The organism is Microbacterium sp. NPDC055312, assembly GCF_053645675.1.
Genome location: NZ_JBSHMU010000005.1, coordinates 12,769 through 31,970, shown reverse-complemented (window position 1 = coordinate 31,970; position 19,202 = coordinate 12,769). Strand labels below are relative to the sequence as shown.

The 19,202-nt window shown below is 70.7% G+C and carries 11 protein-coding genes; 5 read left to right on the top strand and 6 right to left on the bottom strand.

The genetic code is table 11. From position 1 onward, the window contains the following. Positions 1-5: 5 nt before the first annotated feature. Both ACWIDW_RS12185 and ACWIDW_RS12180 read right to left on the bottom strand, forming a co-directional pair. Entirely contained in the window at positions 6-2,537 is a 2,532-nt protein-coding gene (locus ACWIDW_RS12185) for a DEAD/DEAH box helicase (protein WP_454125585.1), read from the bottom strand. A gap of 25 nt (positions 2,538-2,562) precedes the next feature. Continuing rightward, positions 2,563-3,594 (bottom strand): FUSC family protein, encoded by a 1,032-nt coding sequence (locus ACWIDW_RS12180; protein ID WP_454125584.1) that lies wholly within the window; start codon positions 3,592-3,594, stop codon positions 2,563-2,565. Between the two features lie 141 nt (positions 3,595-3,735). Here ACWIDW_RS12180 and ACWIDW_RS12175 point away from each other — a divergent pair, with 141 nt between their 5' ends. Then, positions 3,736-4,782: a DUF998 domain-containing protein gene (locus tag ACWIDW_RS12175; protein ID WP_454125583.1), complete on the top strand. Its 1,047-nt coding sequence runs from the start codon at positions 3,736-3,738 to the stop codon at positions 4,780-4,782. A 240-nt stretch (positions 4,783-5,022) separates the two neighbouring features. Here ACWIDW_RS12175 and ACWIDW_RS12170 read toward each other — a convergent pair whose 3' ends face one another. Next, a complete protein-coding gene (locus tag ACWIDW_RS12170; protein WP_454125582.1) occupies positions 5,023-5,685 on the bottom strand; it encodes a DNA alkylation repair protein in 663 nt (220 codons plus the stop codon). Between the two features lie 364 nt (positions 5,686-6,049). Further along, entirely contained in the window at positions 6,050-7,078 is a 1,029-nt protein-coding gene (locus ACWIDW_RS12165) for a LacI family DNA-binding transcriptional regulator (protein WP_454125581.1), read from the bottom strand. A 100-nt stretch (positions 7,079-7,178) separates the two neighbouring features. Here ACWIDW_RS12165 and ACWIDW_RS12160 point away from each other — a divergent pair, with 100 nt between their 5' ends. The 4 genes from ACWIDW_RS12160 (at position 7,179) to ACWIDW_RS12145 (ending at position 17,236) form a co-directional block, all read left to right on the top strand. Continuing rightward, a complete protein-coding gene (locus ACWIDW_RS12160) occupies positions 7,179-8,939 on the top strand; it encodes a glycoside hydrolase family 35 protein (protein WP_454125580.1) in 1,761 nt (586 codons plus the stop codon). 286 nt (positions 8,940-9,225) lie between these two features. Further along, complete coding sequence (locus tag ACWIDW_RS12155; RefSeq protein WP_454125579.1) at positions 9,226-14,388, top strand: endo-alpha-N-acetylgalactosaminidase family protein; 5,163 nt, start codon at positions 9,226-9,228, stop codon at positions 14,386-14,388. Between the two features lie 110 nt (positions 14,389-14,498). Then, complete coding sequence (locus ACWIDW_RS12150) at positions 14,499-16,136, top strand: amidohydrolase (protein WP_454125578.1); 1,638 nt, start codon at positions 14,499-14,501, stop codon at positions 16,134-16,136. Continuing rightward, positions 16,133-17,236, top strand: a complete 1,104-nt coding sequence (locus ACWIDW_RS12145) for a hypothetical protein (RefSeq protein ID WP_454125577.1) — start codon at positions 16,133-16,135, stop codon at positions 17,234-17,236. Before ACWIDW_RS12150 ends, ACWIDW_RS12145 begins: the two co-directional genes overlap by 4 nt. On the opposite strand, the gene ACWIDW_RS12140 is transcribed toward ACWIDW_RS12145, so the two are convergent. Both ACWIDW_RS12140 and ACWIDW_RS12135 read right to left on the bottom strand, forming a co-directional pair. Further along, positions 17,226-18,155, bottom strand: coding sequence for a carbohydrate ABC transporter permease (locus ACWIDW_RS12140; RefSeq protein ID WP_454125576.1), 930 nt, complete (start codon positions 18,153-18,155; stop codon positions 17,226-17,228). The two genes, ACWIDW_RS12145 and ACWIDW_RS12140, sit on opposite strands and share 11 nt — an antisense overlap. Then, entirely contained in the window at positions 18,152-19,144 is a 993-nt protein-coding gene (locus ACWIDW_RS12135; RefSeq protein ID WP_454125575.1) for a carbohydrate ABC transporter permease, read from the bottom strand. The genes ACWIDW_RS12140 and ACWIDW_RS12135 overlap by 4 nt, the downstream gene beginning before the upstream one ends. Positions 19,145-19,202: the final 58 nt, after the last annotated feature.

Sequence of the window (19,202 nt, the reverse complement as noted above, 5' to 3'; positions counted from 1 at the left end):
GGGCGCTACAGCCGGCCGACCCCGGTCACCGTGATGACGGCCTCGCCGACCTCGTCGGATGCCGCGAGGTCGACCGTTGCGGAGATCCCCCAGTCGTGGTCGCCGGCGGGGTCGTCGAGGATCTGACGCACCGTCCACTGCTGCGCGCCCTGCTCGATGAGCAGCAGCTGCGGGCTGCGGGCGTCGGCGCCGGTGAGGATCTCGTCGTGCTCGGCGAAGTAGGCGTCGAGGGCGTCGTTCCAGCCGTCGGCGCCGAGGTCGGGGTCGAGGGATGCCAGTGACTCGACGTCTTCGCGCGCGGCGAACAGCACGCGACGGAACATCTCGTTGCGCACCAGCACGCGGAACGCGCGGGTGTTCGAGGTGAGGCGCTTCGGGACGGGCGGCACGACGGGCTCGTCGTGCCGGTCGAAGGCCCCGTTGTCGATGCCGGCGACCAGCTCCTCCCACTCGTCCAGCAGGCTCGAGTCCACCTGGCGCACGAGCTCGCCCAGCCACTCGATGAGGTCGCGTAGCTCGTCGGTCTTCAGCTGCTCGGGGATGGTCTGCGACGCCGCGCGATAGGCATCCGACAGATAGCGCAGCACGACGCCCTCCGAGCGTGCCACCTTGTAGTAGGCGACGTATTCCCCGAACGACATGGCGCGCTCGTACATGTCGCGCACCACTGACTTCGGGTGCAGCTCGAAGTCGCGGATCCACGGCTGCGACGAGCTGAACGTCTCGAACGCCGCGCTGAGAAGCTCGTCGAGGGGCTTGGGGTACGTGATCTGCTCGAGCAGCTCCATGCGCTCGTCGTACTCGATCCCCTCGGCCTTCATCGCGCCGACGGCCTCGCCCCGAGCCTGGAACTCCTGCTGGCTGAGGATGGCCCGCGGGTCGTCGAGCGTCGCCTCGACGATCGAGATCATGTCGAGCGCGTATGTACCGCCCTGGGTCCCTGAGCCGGCCGAAGGGTCGAGCAGCTCGAAGGCCGCCAGCGCGAACGGCGAGAGCGGCTGATTGAGCGCGAAGTCGGGCTGCAGATCGACGGTGAGGCGCACGGTGCCGTCCACGCGCTCCACGACGCCGGACTGCAGCAGCGTGCGGTAGATGCCGATCGCGCGAAGCGCCAGCAGCCGCTGGACCGCGCGCGACTCGTGATTGTCATATATCAGTGAGCGCATATTCGCGAACACGTCGCCGCCGCGGGCGATCACGTTGAGCATCATCGCGCTGGTGATCTGCATGTGCGGGGTCAGCGTCTCGGGCTCGGACGCGATGAGCTTCTGGAACGACGGCTCGCCCCACGACACGAACCCGTCTGGTGCCTTCTTGCGGATGATCTTGCGGCTCTTCTTGCTGGGGCCCTGAGCCTGTCGAAGGGCGTCCGCCTTCTTCACGGCGGCGATGTTCTCGGTCTCGTGCTCCGGCGCCTGCGCGACCACGGTGCCTGCGGTGTCGTATCCGGCGCGGCCCGCGCGACCGGCGATCTGGTGGAACTCGCGGGCGTTCAGCTGCCGCATCCGGGTGCCGTCGAACTTCGTCAGAGCGGTGAGCAGCACGGTGCGGATCGGCACGTTGATGCCGACGCCGAGCGTATCGGTCCCGCAGATCACCCGCAGCATGCCGCGCTGCGCGAGCTGCTCGACGAGGCGGCGGTACTTCGGCAGCATCCCTGCGTGATGCACGCCGATGCCGAGTCGCAGCAGCCGTGAGAGGGTCTTGCCGAACGCGGTCGTGAAGCGGAATCCGCCGATGAGCTCGGCGATGGCATCCCGCTGCTCACGGGTCGCGACCTTCGCACTCGCCAGAGCCTGTGCGCGCTCCATCGCCGCGGCCTGCGAGAAGTGCACGATGTAGACCGGCGCCTGTCCGGTCGAGAGCAGCTCGTCGATCGTCTCGTGGATCGGCGTGGTCTCGTAGTAGAAGTGCAGCGGTACCGGGCGTTCGACGCCCGTGACCACGGCCGTCTCACGGCTCGTCCGACGGGTGAGGTCGGCCGCCAGCTCGCTCACCTCGCCGAGCGTGGCCGACATGAGCACGAACTGCGCCTGCGGCAGCTCGAGCAGCGGAACCTGCCACGCCCAGCCCCGGTCGGGATCGCCGTAGAAGTGGAACTCGTCCATGACGACCTGGCCGACGTCGGCATCCGGCCCCTCGCGCAGCGCACGGTTGGCGAGGATCTCGGCGGTGCAGCAGATGATCGGGGCGTCGGCGTTGACCGACGAGTCGCCGGTGATCATGCCGACGTTCTCGGCGCCGAACACATCGACCAGGGCGAAGAACTTCTCGCTGACCAGCGCCTTGATAGGTGCTGTGTAGAAGGTGCGGCGTCCGTCGGCGAGGGCGGCGAAGTGCGCGCCGATGGCGACGAGCGACTTTCCGGTGCCGGTCGGCGTGCTCAGGATCAGGTTCTTGCCCGACACGATCTCGATGACCGCCTCGTCCTGCGCGGGGTACAGGCTGATACCGGTCGACTCCGCCCACTCGACGAACGCCAGGTAGACGGAATCCGGATCGGCGCCGCGCACGAGTGAGGGATCGAGGGCAGTCATCCGTCGATCCTTTCACGCCGCTCGCTCACGTCTCGTCGCTGAGCTCGTCGTGGATGCGCCGCAGATCCTCCATCAGCGACCCGACGAGGATCCAGTGATCGGATGCCGGAGGGCGCACCACCAGGGGAGTGGTGAGAGCCGGGACGGGTGCGGTGCGGGCATCCGGAACGCCTTCCGAGCCCCGCACCGCGAGCCGCACGTCGTGACCCGCCCGATGCAGCTGCTCGGCGATCGCCCGCACCGTCGGGTCGGTCGCGAGGGAATCCTCGTAGTGGTCGATATACGCCCGGGTCATGCCGATCACCTGCGTGACGACCGGCGAGAGTCGATCGAACAGCTCCCGCAGCCGGTCGAGGTCGTCGCGGTGACGGCCGCGGCGGGGGTTGAGCGAGAGCGACTCCTCGGCTGCCGTGAGGGATGCCTCGGCGGCGTCTTTCATGGGCCGAAGCAGTCGCGCCTCGAGCATCAGCTCCTGCAGCTGCGCGGGCGTACGGGTGGTCGGCAGGGCGTCGGCGAGGCGGTCGAGGGATGCGGCCAGCTCGCGGCCGAGCATCCCGATGTCGCGCCGAGCCGGACCCGACAGGACGGGCGGGACGACCGCGACGTTCACGACGAAACCGATGGCCGCGCCGATGAGCGTCTCGAGGATCCGGTCGAGCGCGTAATCGGGATTCGACGACCCGAGAGCCAGCACCAGCACGGCCGAGATCGCGACCTGATTGCCCGTGCCGGTCGAGGCGCGCAGCGCCCACGCGATCAGCAGCGCGACGACCACGGCGGCCAGCACCACCCAGCTCTGCCCGCCCAGCAGCAAGCTCAGCAGCACGGCGATCACGACCCCGAGGATCACCCCCGCGCTGCGCTCGAGCGCCTTCGACAGCGACTGGTTGACGCTGGGCTGCACGACCAGCAGCGCGGCGATGGCGGCGAACACCGGCAGCGGGCCGGGGATCAGCCAGCCGGCGATCAGCCACGCCGCGATCGTCGCCGCGGCCGACTTCAGCACCTGCAGCAGGGGAGCCCGGCGTGCGGCACGGATCGCGGCGGGAAAGCGCATGGGTCAACGGTAGCGCCGGCGCGTCGTGGTGCAGCAGCTGCCGCGGAACGTCGGCGGTCCGGCGCCCGTGTTCCGTGCCGGAGTCCCGCGTGTCGGGCGCGGGGTCGGCGGGGTGTCGGCCGCGAGTGGTTCGATGAGGGCATGGATGCCGGGTTGCGCGAGCTGGAGCGGATGCTGTGGGCAGCCGCGGCCTGCTTCGCTGCGGGCGCGGTCGTGGGCACCGCCGTGCTGTGGGGAGCCGCCCGCCCGTTCAGCGGCGACGGCTCGGTGATCATCCCGATCGCGCTGGTGGCTGCGGTGATCGCGGCGGTCGCCTTCACCGTCAGCACCCGGATGCACCGGGCCGGCGAGACCGCGCCCATGCCGCCGTGGCAGGCCGCCGTCTCGCATCTCAGCGCGGTCGCCGTGACCGTCGCGATCGCCGGCGTCACGGGCCTCGGCGTGCTGCTCGCCGGCGAGGTGCTCGCGACGGGGCTGCGGGGGCTGACCCTGCCCGCACTCGTCGGCGGCGTGTTCACCGGGCTGGCGTCGGCGCTCGCCGGGCGCTGGGCCTTCGGGATGGGTGTGCGCCTGAGCACACAGGACATCGCGCGGCTGCTGACGACGTTCCTGGTGATCGGCACCCTGTTCGCGATGCTGACCGCAGCCGACTCCGCGTGGTGGGAGCGCAGCTTCTCGGAGCTCGGCATCGGCGCAGGGGGATGGGCGTTCAACGGCACCGTGATCGTGGCGGGGCTGCTGATCGCGACGACCGGCTCGTACCTCGGGCGTGATCTGCACCGGATGCTCGGCGACCGCGCACTGCCGCAGATCGCCGCGGTCGTGCTGACCTGGGCGGGAGCGGGGCTCGCGCTCGCCGCCGTCGGACTGCTGCCGCTCGACAGGGTTCGGGTCGCGCACGCGGTCGCGGCGTTCTCGACCCTCGGACTCATCCTCGCCGCGGCCGTGCTGACCACGCTGCTGCTGCGCGACGTCGCGCCGCTGCGGGTGCTGACCATCGTTCTCGTCGGCACGGTGGTGATCGCGGGGGTGATCGCGTTCGGCTTCCGGATGCTCTCGGTCACGGCGCTCGAGGGACTCGTGGTCGGCCTCGTGCTGCTGTGGCTGACGACCTTCGTGCAGCTGCTCGCGGTGCTCGCTCCCGAGGCGTCGCGCCCGTCGGCCCGCCGCTCGCTGCTTCGGGCCTGAGCCGCGCCGCGCCGGGTGGGCCCATTCGGTCGCCTCGTCGAGCTGAGCGGTGCGCGGCTGTGATGCGCGGGTGGGCTCATATGGCTGCGTCGCTGGCGGCGAGGCGACCCTTCGCGCCCACCCGGGGGTGGGCTGCGATCACCCCTGTGCGCGGGTGGTCCCATATGGCTGCTTCCCGGGCGGCGAAGCGACCCTTCGGGACGACCCCGGGGGCGGGGGCCTCCGCACCGAACGGCGAACTCAGCCCTGGCGACGCACCATCTCGGCGATCCACGCCGGGGCGAAGGGCGACGTGCAGTTCGGCGGCACGGGGTAGTCGGCGAGCACCTGCAGTCGCTCGCCGATCGTGACGGCGCGCTCGCGCAGCGCCGGATGATGGATGCCGATATACGCCAGCGTCTCGTTCATCGCCCACTGCTCGCGGCTCGGCGCGTCGCGCAGCTCACGCTCGATGCGGTCGAGCAGGGCATCCAGATCCAACCCGTCGGGGCTCTTCTGCACGCGGGTCGAGGTCAGCGACCATGCGGCGGCGCGGGCATCGGCATCCGGGTCGTCCATCCAGCGCATCCGCAGCTCTTCGGCAAGCGGCGATCTCTTCGCGATGTAGTTCACCAGCCAGTCGTGCGCCTTCGCGCTGCGGGTGGAGCGCAGCATGCCGTCGATCTCGTCGGCCGGCAGCTGGCGCGGCTTCGCGACGAGCAGAGCGACCAGCTGACCCGCGACGTCCTGCGTCGCCCAGAGCGAGCGCGCCAGGTCGGTCGACATGCCGGCGTTCTTCGCCACCGAGCGCAGCTTCGACAGGTTCACGCCGTGTGCGTCGCCGTGCCGTTCGTTGACCGCACGTGCCTTCGGGTCTTCCAGTGCGGCGAGCTCGGCGAGGATGTCGGCGGTCGTGTTCGGCATCTCGAAAGCGTAACCGCGGGTCAGGGGGGGTGAGCGGGGAAACGGCGACGTCGCCGTGCTCGGCTGGGCCGATACGGCTGCCTCGCGGGTGGCGAGGCGACCATTCAGGACGACCCGGTGAGAGGAGTCCGCCGTGGGCGGGGTCGCGCTGCGCACGCCAGTGCTCGGCTGGGCCCATTGGGCTGCCTCGTGGGCGGGGAGGGGGCCATTCGGGCCCACCCGGGACGGGCGGTCTGCCGCAGGAGGGACCGAGCCCACGCGGCCGTGCTCGGCTGGGCCCATAGGCCTGGCTCGCGGGTGGTGAGGGGACCATTCGGGCCGACCCGGGCGCGAGCGGACCCGGCGCACGGCACCGAATCAGTGCTCAGCCCGCGCCCGGGGCCGCGGTGGACGAGCGGATGATGAGTTCCGGATGCAGGTCTGGGCCGTCACCGTCATCCGTCCCCTCGATGTGCGCGATCAGCCGCTGCGCGGCCGCGCGGCCCATCTCCTCGAACGGCTGGCGCACGGTGGTGAGGGCGGGGGAGGCGTAGGCGGCGAGGGCGATGTCGTCGACGCTGACCACCGAGACGTCCTCAGGCACCCGGCGGCCCGCCTCGTGCAGGGCGCGGATCAGTCCGAACGCCATCTCGTCGCTCGAGACGAACACGGCGGTCGCGTCGGGGATCGCGGCGATCGTGCGACCGGCACGGTATCCCGACTCGGGGGTCCACTCGCCGGGGATCAGCGGCGGCGGGGTGATGCCGCGCTCGTGCAGCACCTGCTCCCACGCCTCGCGGCGGTGGCGTCCTTCGATCCAGTACTCATCGCCGCCGATGTGCCAGACGGTGCGATGACCGAGATCGAGCAGATGCTCGACGGCGAGGCGGCCGATCACGTGCTGGTCGACGACCAGCGGCGCGTCGGGCTGCAGCGACGCGACCTGGCTGCGGGTCGACGGCGTGCGCTCGGTGCGCAGGCGCATCGCCGGGCTGTCGAGCTCGACCGGGACGTGCAGCACGACGCCTTCGGCGCCCTGTCGCTCCAGGCGATCGAACGCCTCGAGGAAAGCGGAGGTGGAGGCATGATCCGAGACGGACGCGGTCGTGACCGTGTACCCGTGGGCGGCGGCCGCCTTCTCGACGCCGGCGCCGAGTGCGGCCGACGAGTAGCGGTCGTTCGAGACGACGATCATGCCGAGGATGCGCGTGCGACCGGATGCCAGTGACGCCGCCGCGGCGTGGATGCGGTACCCCAGCGAGTCGATGGCCGCATGCACGCGGCGGGCGGTGTCGGGGCGCACGTTGGGGTGGCCGGCCAACACGCGCGACACGGTCTGAGCGCTCACTCCGGCGGCGCGCGCGACATCCACCTGATTCGGTGCGGGATCCGCACTGGGGCGACGGGGCGACATCCCGCAATGATAACGGTGCAGACCCGCGAACCCAGGCCTCTCCCCGAACCGGAACTGCGGTAATGTGAGCGCAAACATTTCTTCTTGATCGGGAGCTTGCATGTCCACCCCCACCCTCGCCTGGCGTGACGGCCAGATCCTCCGTGACGGAGTGCCGCACCGCATCCTCTCCGGCGCCATGCACTACTTCCGCGTGCATCCCGACCAATGGGAGGACCGCCTGCGCCGTCTGGCGGCCATGGGGGCGAACACCGTGGACACCTACATCGCGTGGAACTTCCACGAGCGCACCGAAGGCGAGTACGACTTCACCGGCTGGCGCGACGTCGCGCGCTTCATCCGCATCGCCGGAGAGGTCGGGCTGGACGTGTTCGTCAGGCCCAGCCCGTACATCTGCGCGGAGTGGTCGAACGGCGGCATCCCGTTCTGGCTCAGCGGACGAACGCGCGCGCTGCGCACCGCGGATGCCGGCTTCCTCACGGCCGTCGACGCGTGGTACGACCAGCTGATCCCGCAGCTCGCGCCTCTGCAGGCGGCGCACGGCGGGCCGATCCGTCTGATCCAGGTCGAGAACGAGTACGGCTCGTACGGCACGGATGCCGAGTACCTCGCCCACCTGCGCGACGGACTGCGCTCGCGGGGGATGGTCGAGATGCTCACCACCGCCGACGGCATCACCTCCGACATGATCGAGCACGGCAGCGTGCCCGGCGCCATGACCACTTTCACCTTCGGCACGGGGGTGCCGCGGGCGATCGCGCTGCAGCGCGACGACGAGCACCTGATGTGCAGCGAGCTGTGGGGCGGCTGGTTCGATCACTGGGGTGAGCAGCACCACATCCGCGCGGCCGCGAGCACGCTGGGCACCGTCGACGAGCTGCTCGACGCGGGCGGCTCGGTGAGCCTGTACATGGCGCACGGCGGCACCAACTTCGGGCTGTGGAACGGAGCGAACCACGACGGCGTCATCCAGCCCACCGTCACGAGCTACGACTCCGACGCGCCGATCGGCGAGGACGGCACGCTGGGCGAGAAGTTCCACGCGCTGCGTGAGCGCTTCGCCGGCTTCCACGACGGCGAGCTGCCGCCGGTTCCGGATGCCCCGCGCCGGCAGTCCGCGGCATCCGCCGAGCTGCGCGCCGACGCCGCGCTGCTCGACGTGATCGCCGCGACGCCCGTGCGCGCCGAATCGCCCCAGCCGCTGAGCTTCGAAGAGCTCGGCGTCGAGGACGGACTGGTCGCTTACGAGAGCGACCTGGTCTTCCCGGCCGACACGACCATCGGCATTCTGCAGCTGCACGATCGCGCGACGATCTTCCTCGACGGCGAGCGCCTGGGCACCCTCGAGCACGACGGCGAGCACAGCCTCCCGCTGCCCGCCGCGGGCGGCCGCGGGCGGGTGGTGATCGTCGTCGAGAGCCTCGGGCGCATCAACTACGGGCCGCTCACCGGGCAGGGTAAGGGCATCCTCGGCGGCGTCGTGATCGGCGGGCGCCGCTACCAGCACGGCTGGACGCACCGGATGCTCGGCGACGGCATCCCCGCGGTCGACGGCGCGGTGCACGCCGAGACGGGCGCCGTCGATCCCGCCGGGCTCGCCTCCGCCTCGCTCGAGGTCACCGAACCGCTGGACGCCTGGCTCGCCTTCACCGACGGGGCGAAGGGCATGGTGTGGCTCAACGGCTTCCTGCTCGGCCGGTACTGGGAGCGCGGGCCGCAGCAGACGCTGTACGCGCCGGCCCCGCTCTGGCGTGCCGGTGAGAACGAGATCGTCGTGCTCGACACCGACCGCCTGCCCGCACGCGTCGAGATCCGCGAGCAGCCCGACTTCGGGCCGACCGAGGAGTTCATCGGCACCTGAGGGCCCCGCCCTCCCTTCAGCGACCGCCCCGCCCCGATGACCGCTCGGTCTCCGGGCGGGGCGGTCGTGCATCCGCCGCACCGACCGCACCACGATTGTTTGCGCGCATTTGCCGTCAGACCTTGTCATGAATGAGCAACGTCCGTAGGGTGATTGCGCAAACACTCGTCTTCAGAGTGTTCGAGTATGCGCAGCGACGCGCCGGAGCGTCGCACCGACCGGAAGGCCACCAATGGTGCTGAGATCCCCCGCCAGACCATCCCGACCACGATGCCTCGTCGGCTCCGTGCTGACGAGCGCGCTCGTGTTCGGCGGTGTCGTCGCCGCCGTCCCCGCCGTGGGCGCCGAGCTGACGCCGGTGCCCAAGACGGAGTACCGCCTGCACGCGGTCTCCAGCGAATCGGCGGCCTACCCCGCGCCCCCCGCGCTCGACGGAACGGCCCTCGGCGCGTTCGACGGCGACTACAGCACGCAGTGGGTCTCGGATTACGCGAACACGGCGCCGTTCCCGCACTGGATCGCCATCGACCTGCAGCGCGCGGTGTCGATCAAGGCGCTCGACTACTCGGGCAAGCGCGGTCAGCGCATCGACGCGAAGTCCGTCGAGGTCTACGTCACCGACGACGCCGCCACCGCGAAGGGGTCCCCGGCCGACGGCGGCTGGGGTGCGCCGGTCGCGACGGGACAGCTCGAGGCGCCGACGTCGGACACCCAGAAGCAGCGGATCGCCCTCAGCGAGGCCGTCACGGGCCGCTTCGTCGCCCTCGTGATCGTCGAGGCGCAGGACATGGACGGCAACGGCGGCGGCGCCGGCGAGATCGAGGTGCTCTCCGACCAGGTGATCCCGCCGGTCGCCGAGCCCGAGCAGCCGACCACCCCCGAGATCCCGGCCGACGAGGTGCACCGCATCTCGGCCGGCGGCACCACGGCATCCGTCGATCGGACCTTCCCGCGGATCCGCGGGTACGAGGTCGGCGACGCGTCCTTCGCCGGTCAGCGCACCGGCGGCGACGCGTGGGCCGTCAACGGCAAGACCTACCCCGCCGAGACGGTCGCGATCGCGTCGGCCTCGAAGGTCGACTACGTGTCGACGCTCTCCGGCGTCGACGTCACCGTGCACAGCACGGTGCGCGTCGCCGACGACGGCACGGTGCACTTCGAGGTGACGAAGATCACCGGCGGCGACGTCGTCAACACCCTCGGCCTGCCGGGCAACACGTTCCTCTCGGCGGGTGCCGGCGCGACGCTCGACCGCACGATCGCCAGCCCCGACAGCACGACGAACGCCGACGAGCACATCTCGATCACCGCGTCGAGCGCCACGGGCGCGAAGAGCGCCGCCTACGCGTTCCTCGGCGACGGAGAGCTGATCGGCAGCATCATCACGAACGCGACCACCCAGGCATCCGGCGGCACCGCATCGTGGAACACCCGCCTGACCACCCGCATCACCGACACCGACGGCCGCTCTGCCGAGATCGGCTCGAACGCCTGGCTCGTGCACCCCACCAGCGCGGCCGACGACCGCGTCGCCACCTACGAGCTGCCCCGGGTGAGCGTGATGTTCGCCGGCGACCGCAACGGCGACAAGGCGGTCGACTGGCAGGATGCCGGCATCCGCTACCGCGAGGTCGACGCGCCCCGCAAGGGAGCCGAGCGCGTCGCCGAGCGCGTGGTCAGCCGCATCCCGTTCAACTTCGCCTCGAGCGCGACGAACTACTTCGACCTCGTGCTCGACAACACCAAGCGCATCGCCAACCAGACCGACGGTCTCGGCCAGTGGGTGCTCAACAAGGGCTACGGCAGTGAGGGTCACGACTCGGCGAACACCGACTACGGCGGAAACTACAACGAGCGCGCCGGCGGGCTCGGCGACCTGAACCACCTGATCGGCGAGGGCGCCGCGCTGAACGCCGACATGAGCGTGCACGTGAACGCCACCGAGATCTACCCGCAGGCCGACTCGTTCGACAGCGCGATCCTGCAGGGCAAGGCGCCGTACAGCCCCGGCTGGAACTGGCTCGACCAGTCGTTCTACATCGACCAGCAGGTCGATCTCGGCACCGGGCGCGTGCTCGACCGGTTCGAGCAGCTGGCGGCCGAGGCCCCGGGCCTCAGCGGCGTCTACGTCGACGTGTACTACTCCAACGGCTGGGTCGCCGAAGAGCTCGCGAACAAGCTGAACGAGCTCGATCTCGAGGTCGCGACCGAGTGGGGTGACAAGTTCGTCGACAGCTCGGTGTGGGCGCACTGGCCCAACGACCTCGCCTACGGCGGCAAGACCAACAAGGGCATCAACTCGACGATGGTGCGCTTCATCCAGAACGGCCAGGCCGACATCTGGAACGACGACGCCCTGCTCGGCCAGCAGCGGCTGGTCGACGCCGAGGGCTGGGTGGGCAACAGCAACTGGGACGGCTTCATCGACAACGTGTGGACCCAGAGCCTGCCGACCAAGTTCATCCAGCAGTTCGACCTGCTCAGCTACCAGGCCGGCAAGGCCGCCACGCTGACCGACGACGTGCAGGTCGCGATCGACGGCGGAACCCGCGTCATCACCATGGACGGGGCGACCGTGCTGCGCGGCGACTCGTACCTGCTGCCGTGGCAGACGCTCGCATCGAACGACGAGGCGGGCTCGCCGGTCGATGCCGACAAGATGTACTTCTTCTCGGCATCCGGCGGCAAGAAGACCTTCGGCCTCACCGGCGCGTTCAGCGGGAACACCGCGTTCGACGTGTTCCAGCTGACCGATCAGGGACGTGAGAAGGTCACCACGGTGAACGCCGTCGACGGCACGCTCACGCTCACCGGCGAGGCCGGTGTCGCGTATGCGGTCGTGCCGCAGGGCGGCGCGGAGCGCGCCGCCGTCGCCTACCACGACGCCGGTCTCGACGACCCGGGATTCAACTCCGGTTCGCTGGATGCCTGGCATCGGTCGGGTGATGTCTCGCTGGCCCGCACGTCCCACGGCGACGGCAAGGCCGACCCGACCGGCGACAACGTCGCCGTGCTCGGCGCCGGTGCGTCGTCGATCAGCCAGACGGTCACCGGACTGACCCCGGGCGAGCGCTACACCTTCTCGGCCCAGGTGCAGATCGACCACGACGCCCTGCGCGACGTGACCGTGTCGGTCGACGCCGGGGCCGGTGCGGTCACCCGCACGTGGAACCTCTCGCCGACGTACAACTACATGCGCGCGGACTCGAAGTCGGGCCTGTACTACCAGCGCGGGGCGGTGTCGTTCCTCGCACCGGCATCGGGTGAGGTCGAGGTCGCCGTCTCGGCGGCCGCGGGCGAGAGCACGGTGCGGGTCGACAACGCCCGCGTCATGCGCGACACCACCGCGCCGCACGCGGCCGGCACCGTCTACTCGAACGACTTCGAGGGCAACCAGCCCGGCTGGGGGCCGTTCGTGAAGGGCGACGCCAACGGCATCGACGACCCGCGCACGAGCATCTCGCACAAGCAGGACCCGTACACCAGCGCCGCGTGGCGCAACACGGCCAAGCCGCACAACCCGGAGGGCTCCGAGCCCGGCCGCGCGGTCGACTCGGTGCTGTCGGGTGGCAGCTCGCTGATGTCGCACTCCGAGAACACCGGTGTCGTGTACCGCACCGACCCGACCCTCGTCGCCCTGCAGCCGGGTCACACCTACGACATCTCGTTCGACTACCAGGTCGGCGCCGACGGCGCCTACCGCTGGCTGGCCGGCACCGACACGATCGCCGGGGGCGAGCTGAGCTCGGCCGTGCTGTCGCGCACCCCGATCGCGCAGGCGCTCGAGACCGAGCGCTTCACGCAGACCGTCGCGGTCGGGTGCGGTGACTACTCGTGGGTCGGCCTGGAGCGTCTGGCCGGTCCCGCGGTGGACTTCATCCTCGACGACTTCACGGTCACCGATCGCGGCGAGACGCCCGGCGGCACCCCGTGTGCGGCGGTCACGGCCGACGGCGCGGTGCTGAGCCCCGGCACGCAGGCGACGTTCACGACGACCTTCACCAACAGCGAGGACGTCGACGCGCAGAACGTCGGCGTGCAGCTCGACCTGCCCGAGGGCTACGAGGTGCAGGTCGCACAGGGCTCGTCGAACGTGTTCGACGAGGTCGCCGTCGGCGAGAGCGTGCAGACCGTCTGGCTTATCACCGCTCTCGCCGCGGATGCCGGAAAGACGATCCCCGTCGGGGTCACGGCCACCTACCGGGCCGACTGCGACGTGCGCACGGTCAGCGCCGAGCTGAGCGCGAGCGTCGCGCAGCGTGCACGCATCCCGCACACGCAGATCGGCGTGACGGCGAGCTCTGAGGAGACCGCGGGTGAGGACGGGCGCGCGGTCAACGTGCTCGACGGAGACCGCTCGACGATCTGGCACAGCAGATGGAGCTCGGACCAGGCGTCGTACCCGCACTCGCTGACCTTCGACCTCGGGTCCCCGGCACAGGTCGACGGCATCTCGTACGTGCGACGCGCGGCGAACACCAACGGGCCGATCAAGGCGTACACGGTCGAGGTGTCCGCTGACGGCGCGACGTACACGAAGGTCGCCGAGGGCGAGTGGAAGAACGTCGCCGAGCAGCAGGACGTGTCGTTCGAGGGCACGCAGGCGCGCTACGTGCGGGTCACCGCGCTGTCGTCGATCTCGGGCACGCCGTTCGCGGCGGTCGCCGAGATGGGCATCTACGGTGTCGGCACCGCCCAGGAGGGCCATGCTCCCGCCGAGCGCGCTGAGGACGACCTCGACGGCTGCACGCCGCCGGCCGTCGACCCGTCGCTGGTGCTCGGCGCGAAGAGCGTCGCGGCCGGCGGCACGGTCAAGGCCGATCTGACCGGCTTCGCGCCGGACAGCGCGGTCACCTTCTGGCTGGACGACCAGCGCCTCGCGCAGGCCGCTGTCGACGCCGAGGGCGCCCTGTCGACGAACCTGCTGATCCCGGCGGACGCCGCACCGGGAGCGCGGCAGGTGCTCGTCAAGGGACAGAACGGCGAGACGCTCGCGTCTGCCGCGCTGAAGGTCCGGAAGGCGCCCCCGGCGTTGAAGCCGACCGTGACGCCCGCCGTGGGGTCGGTGCGCGCCGGCGCGAGCCTCGACGTGCAGCTGCGCGGGTTCGAGTCCGGGGCGGCCGTGCAGCTGTGGCTGCACTCCGAGCCCGTGCGGATCGGCGAGGTGCGCGTCGGCGACGACGGCACGGCTGTCGCCACCGTCATCGTGCCGGTGACGACCGCAGCCGGGCAGCACGCGCTCGTCGCGACGGACAGCGCGGGTGAGGAGATCGCCCGCGCCGACCTCGCGGTCACGCAGGCCCTCGGAGCGGACGGCAGCGACGGCATCTCCGGGACGCTGCCGATGACCGGGCTCGACGGCATCCTGACATCGAGCATCGCGCTCGGAGCCCTCGCGCTGATGGCGCTGGGCGGGGTGCTGCTGGTGCGACGCCGCCGCGCGGCCTGACACCACACCCGACGGCGGCTCCGGACCCGGTCCGGAGCCGCCGTTCGCGCGCCTGGCACCTGTCCGTATCCGGTCGGTCGCCGAGCCGCGGGTGCACCTAAGGTGAATGCATGACTGCGCGCGAAAGCGTACCGGCGACCGGCCCCGACGACGGCGACGCCGACCTCGTCCTCTCGGGCGGAACGGTGCTGACCATGGATCCGCGCCGTCCCAGGGTCGCGGCGGTGGCCGTGCGCGCCGGACGGATCGTCGCGGCAGGGGAGGCCGCCGAGGTGCTCGAGCTCGTCGGTCGGCGCACCGAGCGGATCGACCTCGGCGGACGCACCCTGATGCCGGGACTCGTCGACCCGCACATGCACTCCGCGCTCGTGCAGCTCGCCGACTGGATCGACATCAGTCCGATGGCGACGCCCGACGCGGATGCCGTGCGGGATCGCCTGCGCACGGCGACGCCGGCCGCGACGGGCTGGGTGCTGGCCCAGCAGTTCGACCCGAGCATCACCTCGGGCGACCCGCGGCTCGACAGGGAGGAGCTCGACCGGCTCGTCCCCGACCACCCGGCACTGGTGCTGGAGAGCAACGGGCACATCGCGTACGCGAACTCGGCTGCGCTGCGAGCGGCGGGGGTCGACCGGCGCAGCGACGATCCGCTCGGTGGCAGGTATCAGCGGGATGCCGCCGGCGAGCTCACCGGTCGACTCGAGGAGCCGCCTGCCGTCGCCGCGTTCGCCGGGGGCTTTCCGGTGCTCGGGGAGGATGCGCTCGTCGAGCGCATCCGCGGCCTGCTCGAGCACGCCGCAGCCACCGGCGCCACGATGCTGCACGACTGCAGCATCGGCGCGATGGCGGGCGCGGCCGACCTCGATGCGCTGCGCCGGGCGATGGGTGAGGACTCCCCGGTGCGGTACCGGGGAATGCTCGTGTCGACCGCGTACGACTCGTGGATGCAGCACGGGGTGCGCCCCGGCGACGGCGACGACATGCTGCGCGTGCACGGCATCAAGGCCTGGGCCGACGGCTCCAATCAGGCGGGAACCGGGTACCAGCGCGAGCCGTACCTCGGCACGCAGTCGTGCGGCGCGCTGAACCACACGCCCGAGCAGCTCGCCGAGATCATCGGGCGCGCGCACGCGGACGGCTGGCAGGTCGGGGTGCACGCCAACGGCGACGCCGCGATCGATGCGACCCTCGACGCCTATGAGCAGGTGCTGCGCTTCCACCCGCGCCCCGACCACCGCCATCGCATCGAGCACTGCAGCATCCTGCATCCCGAGCAGATCGACCGGATGGCGGAGCTGGGGCTGTCGCCGTCGTTCCTCATCGGTCACCTCCGCTGGTGGGGCGCGGCGTTCCGCGACCGCCTGCTCGGACCCGACCGCGCCGCGCGCTACGACCCGTGCGCCTCGGCGCTGCGCGGCGGGCTGCGCATCTCGCTGCACAGCGACTGGAGCGTCACGCCGTTGGAGCCGCTGCGCTGCGTCGAAGACGCGGTGACCCGGATCATGGCCGAGAACGGCGAGGTGCTCGCCGGCGACGAGCGCATCCCCGTCGAGGCGGCGCTGCGCGCGGTGACGATCGACGCAGCCTGGCAGTGCCGCTCGGATGAGATCACCGGGTCGATCGAGGTGGGCAAGCACGCCGACCTGGTGCTGCTGGAAGACGACCCGACGCGCGTCGATCCGACCCGGATCAGCGGCATCCCCGTCTCGCAGACGCTGGTCGCCGGCAGAACGGTGTTCCGGCGATGACCCCGGATGCCGCCGAGCGGCGCGCACGATCGGCGCCCGACGCCGAATCCCGCGCCATCGTCGTCGCGGGTGTCGGCGCCGTCATCGGGTTGATCGCCGGGCTGGTCGTCTTCGCCGGACGCCTGGTGGGTCTTGCCGACGGAGCGCTGCCGGTGGGCTCGTTCGCCGCCGTGGTCGCCGGGCTCGTCGGCATCCCCGTGTTCGCGATCACCTACGTCCGCGCCGATCGACGTCGAAGCGCAGCCGACGCGCAGACGCGGCGCTCGCGGCTGCGACGCGCCTTCGACGTGCTCGGGCTCACTCTCACGGCCTGCGGCATGGTGATGCTGCTGATCGCCACGCTGTTCTCGATCGCGCAGCTCGCGTTCCGGTACCTCGCGATCGATGCCTTCGCGGCGTCGCTGCTCACCGCCGGCGCCGTCGCCGCGAGCACCTACGCGCTGTCGCTGCTGGCCTCCGACGTGACCACGCAGCGCGTGGCGACCCTGCTGGCGCTGTTCCTCGCGGCGGGCACGCTCTCGAGCATGCTCTCCGCCGAAGACGAGCTGTGGTGGCAGAACAACTTCTCGGCGCTCGGGATGCGGGTGGCGAGCGGCTCGTACGCGTTCAACGTGACCGTCATCCTCTCCGGTCTGGTGCTGATCACCCTGTCGGCGTATCTAACCCGGGATCTTCGGGTGCGCAGCATCCGGTACGCGGTGCCGGCGCGCGGCGTCGGCATCGTGCGGACCCTGCTGGTCGTCGTGGGCGTCGCCTTCATGGGCGTCGGCGCGGTGCCCGTCGACGTCAGTCAGCTGCTGCACAACACCTTCTCGATCGGGCTGATCATCGCGTTCGTCGCCCTGATCGCGGCGTGCCCTGCGCTGATCGCGGGACTGCCGCGCGCCTTCGTCGTGGCCAGCGTCGTGTTCGTCGCCGCGATGGTGCTGATCGTGCTGCTCTGGGTGCCGTTCGGGTACTACAACCTCACCGCGGTCGAGCTGCTGGCGGTGGTGGTGGTGTTCACGTGGCTCGTGCTCTTCACGCGCAACGTCTCCACCGAGCCGATGCCCGATGGAGACGTCGCGGGTGGTGCGGACGGCGCCGGCGTCAGCCCTTGACGGCGCCGGCGGTCAGGCCCGAGCGCCAGTAGCGCTGCAGGGTGAAGAACAGGATGATAAGCGGCACCACGCCCAGCAGAGCGCCGAGCATGACCGCTCCCTTGTCGGGGGAGAAGTAGCTCATCATGCCGTACAGGCCGAGCGTCACAGGCTTGAGCTCGGCGCTGGAGACCATCAGCAGCGGCAGCAGGAAGTTGTTCCACGTCGCGACGAAGATGAACAGGAAGATCGTCACCATCGCCGGTCCCAGCAGGCGCAGCACGATGGTGAAGAAGATGCGGATCTCGCCCGCCCCGTCGATGCGCGCCGCCTCGAGCAGCTCGGTGGGCACCGACGACTGCGCGAAGACCATGCCGAGGAACACGCCGAACGGCGACACCGCCGAGGGGATGATGATCGCCCAGATGGTGTCGGTCAGCCCCAGGGCGTGGAACTCGATGTACAGCGGCACGGTGAGCAGGGCGACCGGAAGCAGCAGCCCGCCCATGATCACGCCGACCGCGATGCGCCTGCCCGGGAAGACGAACTTCGCGATCGCGTACCCCGCCATGACCGCGACGAGCGTGCCGATGACCCCCGCGCTGACCGAGTACAGGATCGAGTTCGCGACCCAGCGCCAGAACAGCCCCTGCGTCCAGCCCATCAGGCTCTCGTAGTTCGCGCCGAGGTTCCACTCGGCGAACCAGAACCCGAAGGTGGAGGTGAGGTCGGCGTTGCTCTTCGTCGATGCCACCACCAGCCAGAACACCGGCACGAGGAAGTACAGCGTCGCGATGACCAGCGCGATGACACCGAAGATGCGCGCCAGCGGGCCCGGGGCGATCGAGCGCGGCGGCAGGTCCGCGGCGGGCGCGGGGCGCCGCCGCGGTCGTCGCGTGGCCGCGGTCTCAGCGGCGAGCAGAGTGGTCGTGGCGGTCATGCGTCCCCCTTGCGGCGCTGCAGCAGTGCGTAGACGATCGCGAGCACGCCGGCGATCACGGCCATGAGCAGGGAGTAGGCCGATGCCGGGCCGCTGCCCGACGGCGAGATCTCGCCCATCATCGAGTTGTAGGTGAGCATCATCGGGGTGAAGTCCTTGCCCATCCACTGGTTCTGGCTCTCGAGCACCACCGGCTCGTTGAACAGCTGGATCGTGCCAATGATCGACAGCAGCACGGCGAGCAGCGCCGCCCCGCGCATCATCGGCACCTTGATGCGCGTCGCGACCTGCCATCCGCTGGCTCCGTCGATGCGCGCCGCCTCATACAGATCACGCGGCACGGCCTGCAGCGCCGACAGGAAGATCAGCATGTTGTAGCCGGTGTAGGTCCACGTGGTCATGTTCGCCATCGACAGCAGGATCGTGCTCGGCGCCAGGAAGTTCGTGCCCTCGGGCAGGAACTCGAGGAAGGGTGAGACCTGCGGCGTGTAGAGGTAGAGCCACATCATCGCCGCGATGACACCGGGCACCGCGTACGGCAGGAAGAACGAGAGCCGGAACAGACCGGGCCGGCGGACGATGAACGAGTCCAGCAGCAGGGCCAGGGCGAGGGCGGCGAGGATCATCACCGGGATCTGGAAGGCCGCGTAGAGCACGACGCGACCCATGCCGACCCAGAAGGCGCTGTTGCCGATGGCGAGCGCGAAGTTGTCGAAGCCGACGAACGTGTCGACCAGCTCGCCTCCGCCGTAGAGCCCTCCGCCGGAGGGCAGCTGGGCGAAGAAGGATGCCCGGATCGAGACGACGATCGGCACGACGAACACGATCAGGAAGAGGATCGCGAACGGCGCGAGGAACATCCATCCCGTCAGCCCCTCGCGGCGGATGCGGCCTCGTCGTCGTGTCACCGGGCGCTCCGGCTGCGTCGCCGGGCCCTCGGGTGCGGGGCCGGCTGCGTCGGTGCGCGCTCTGATGGCTGTGTCGGTCACGGCTCTCTCTCCTGATCCAGGACGACGGCGGAGAGCACCCGGGTGCTCTCCGCCGTCG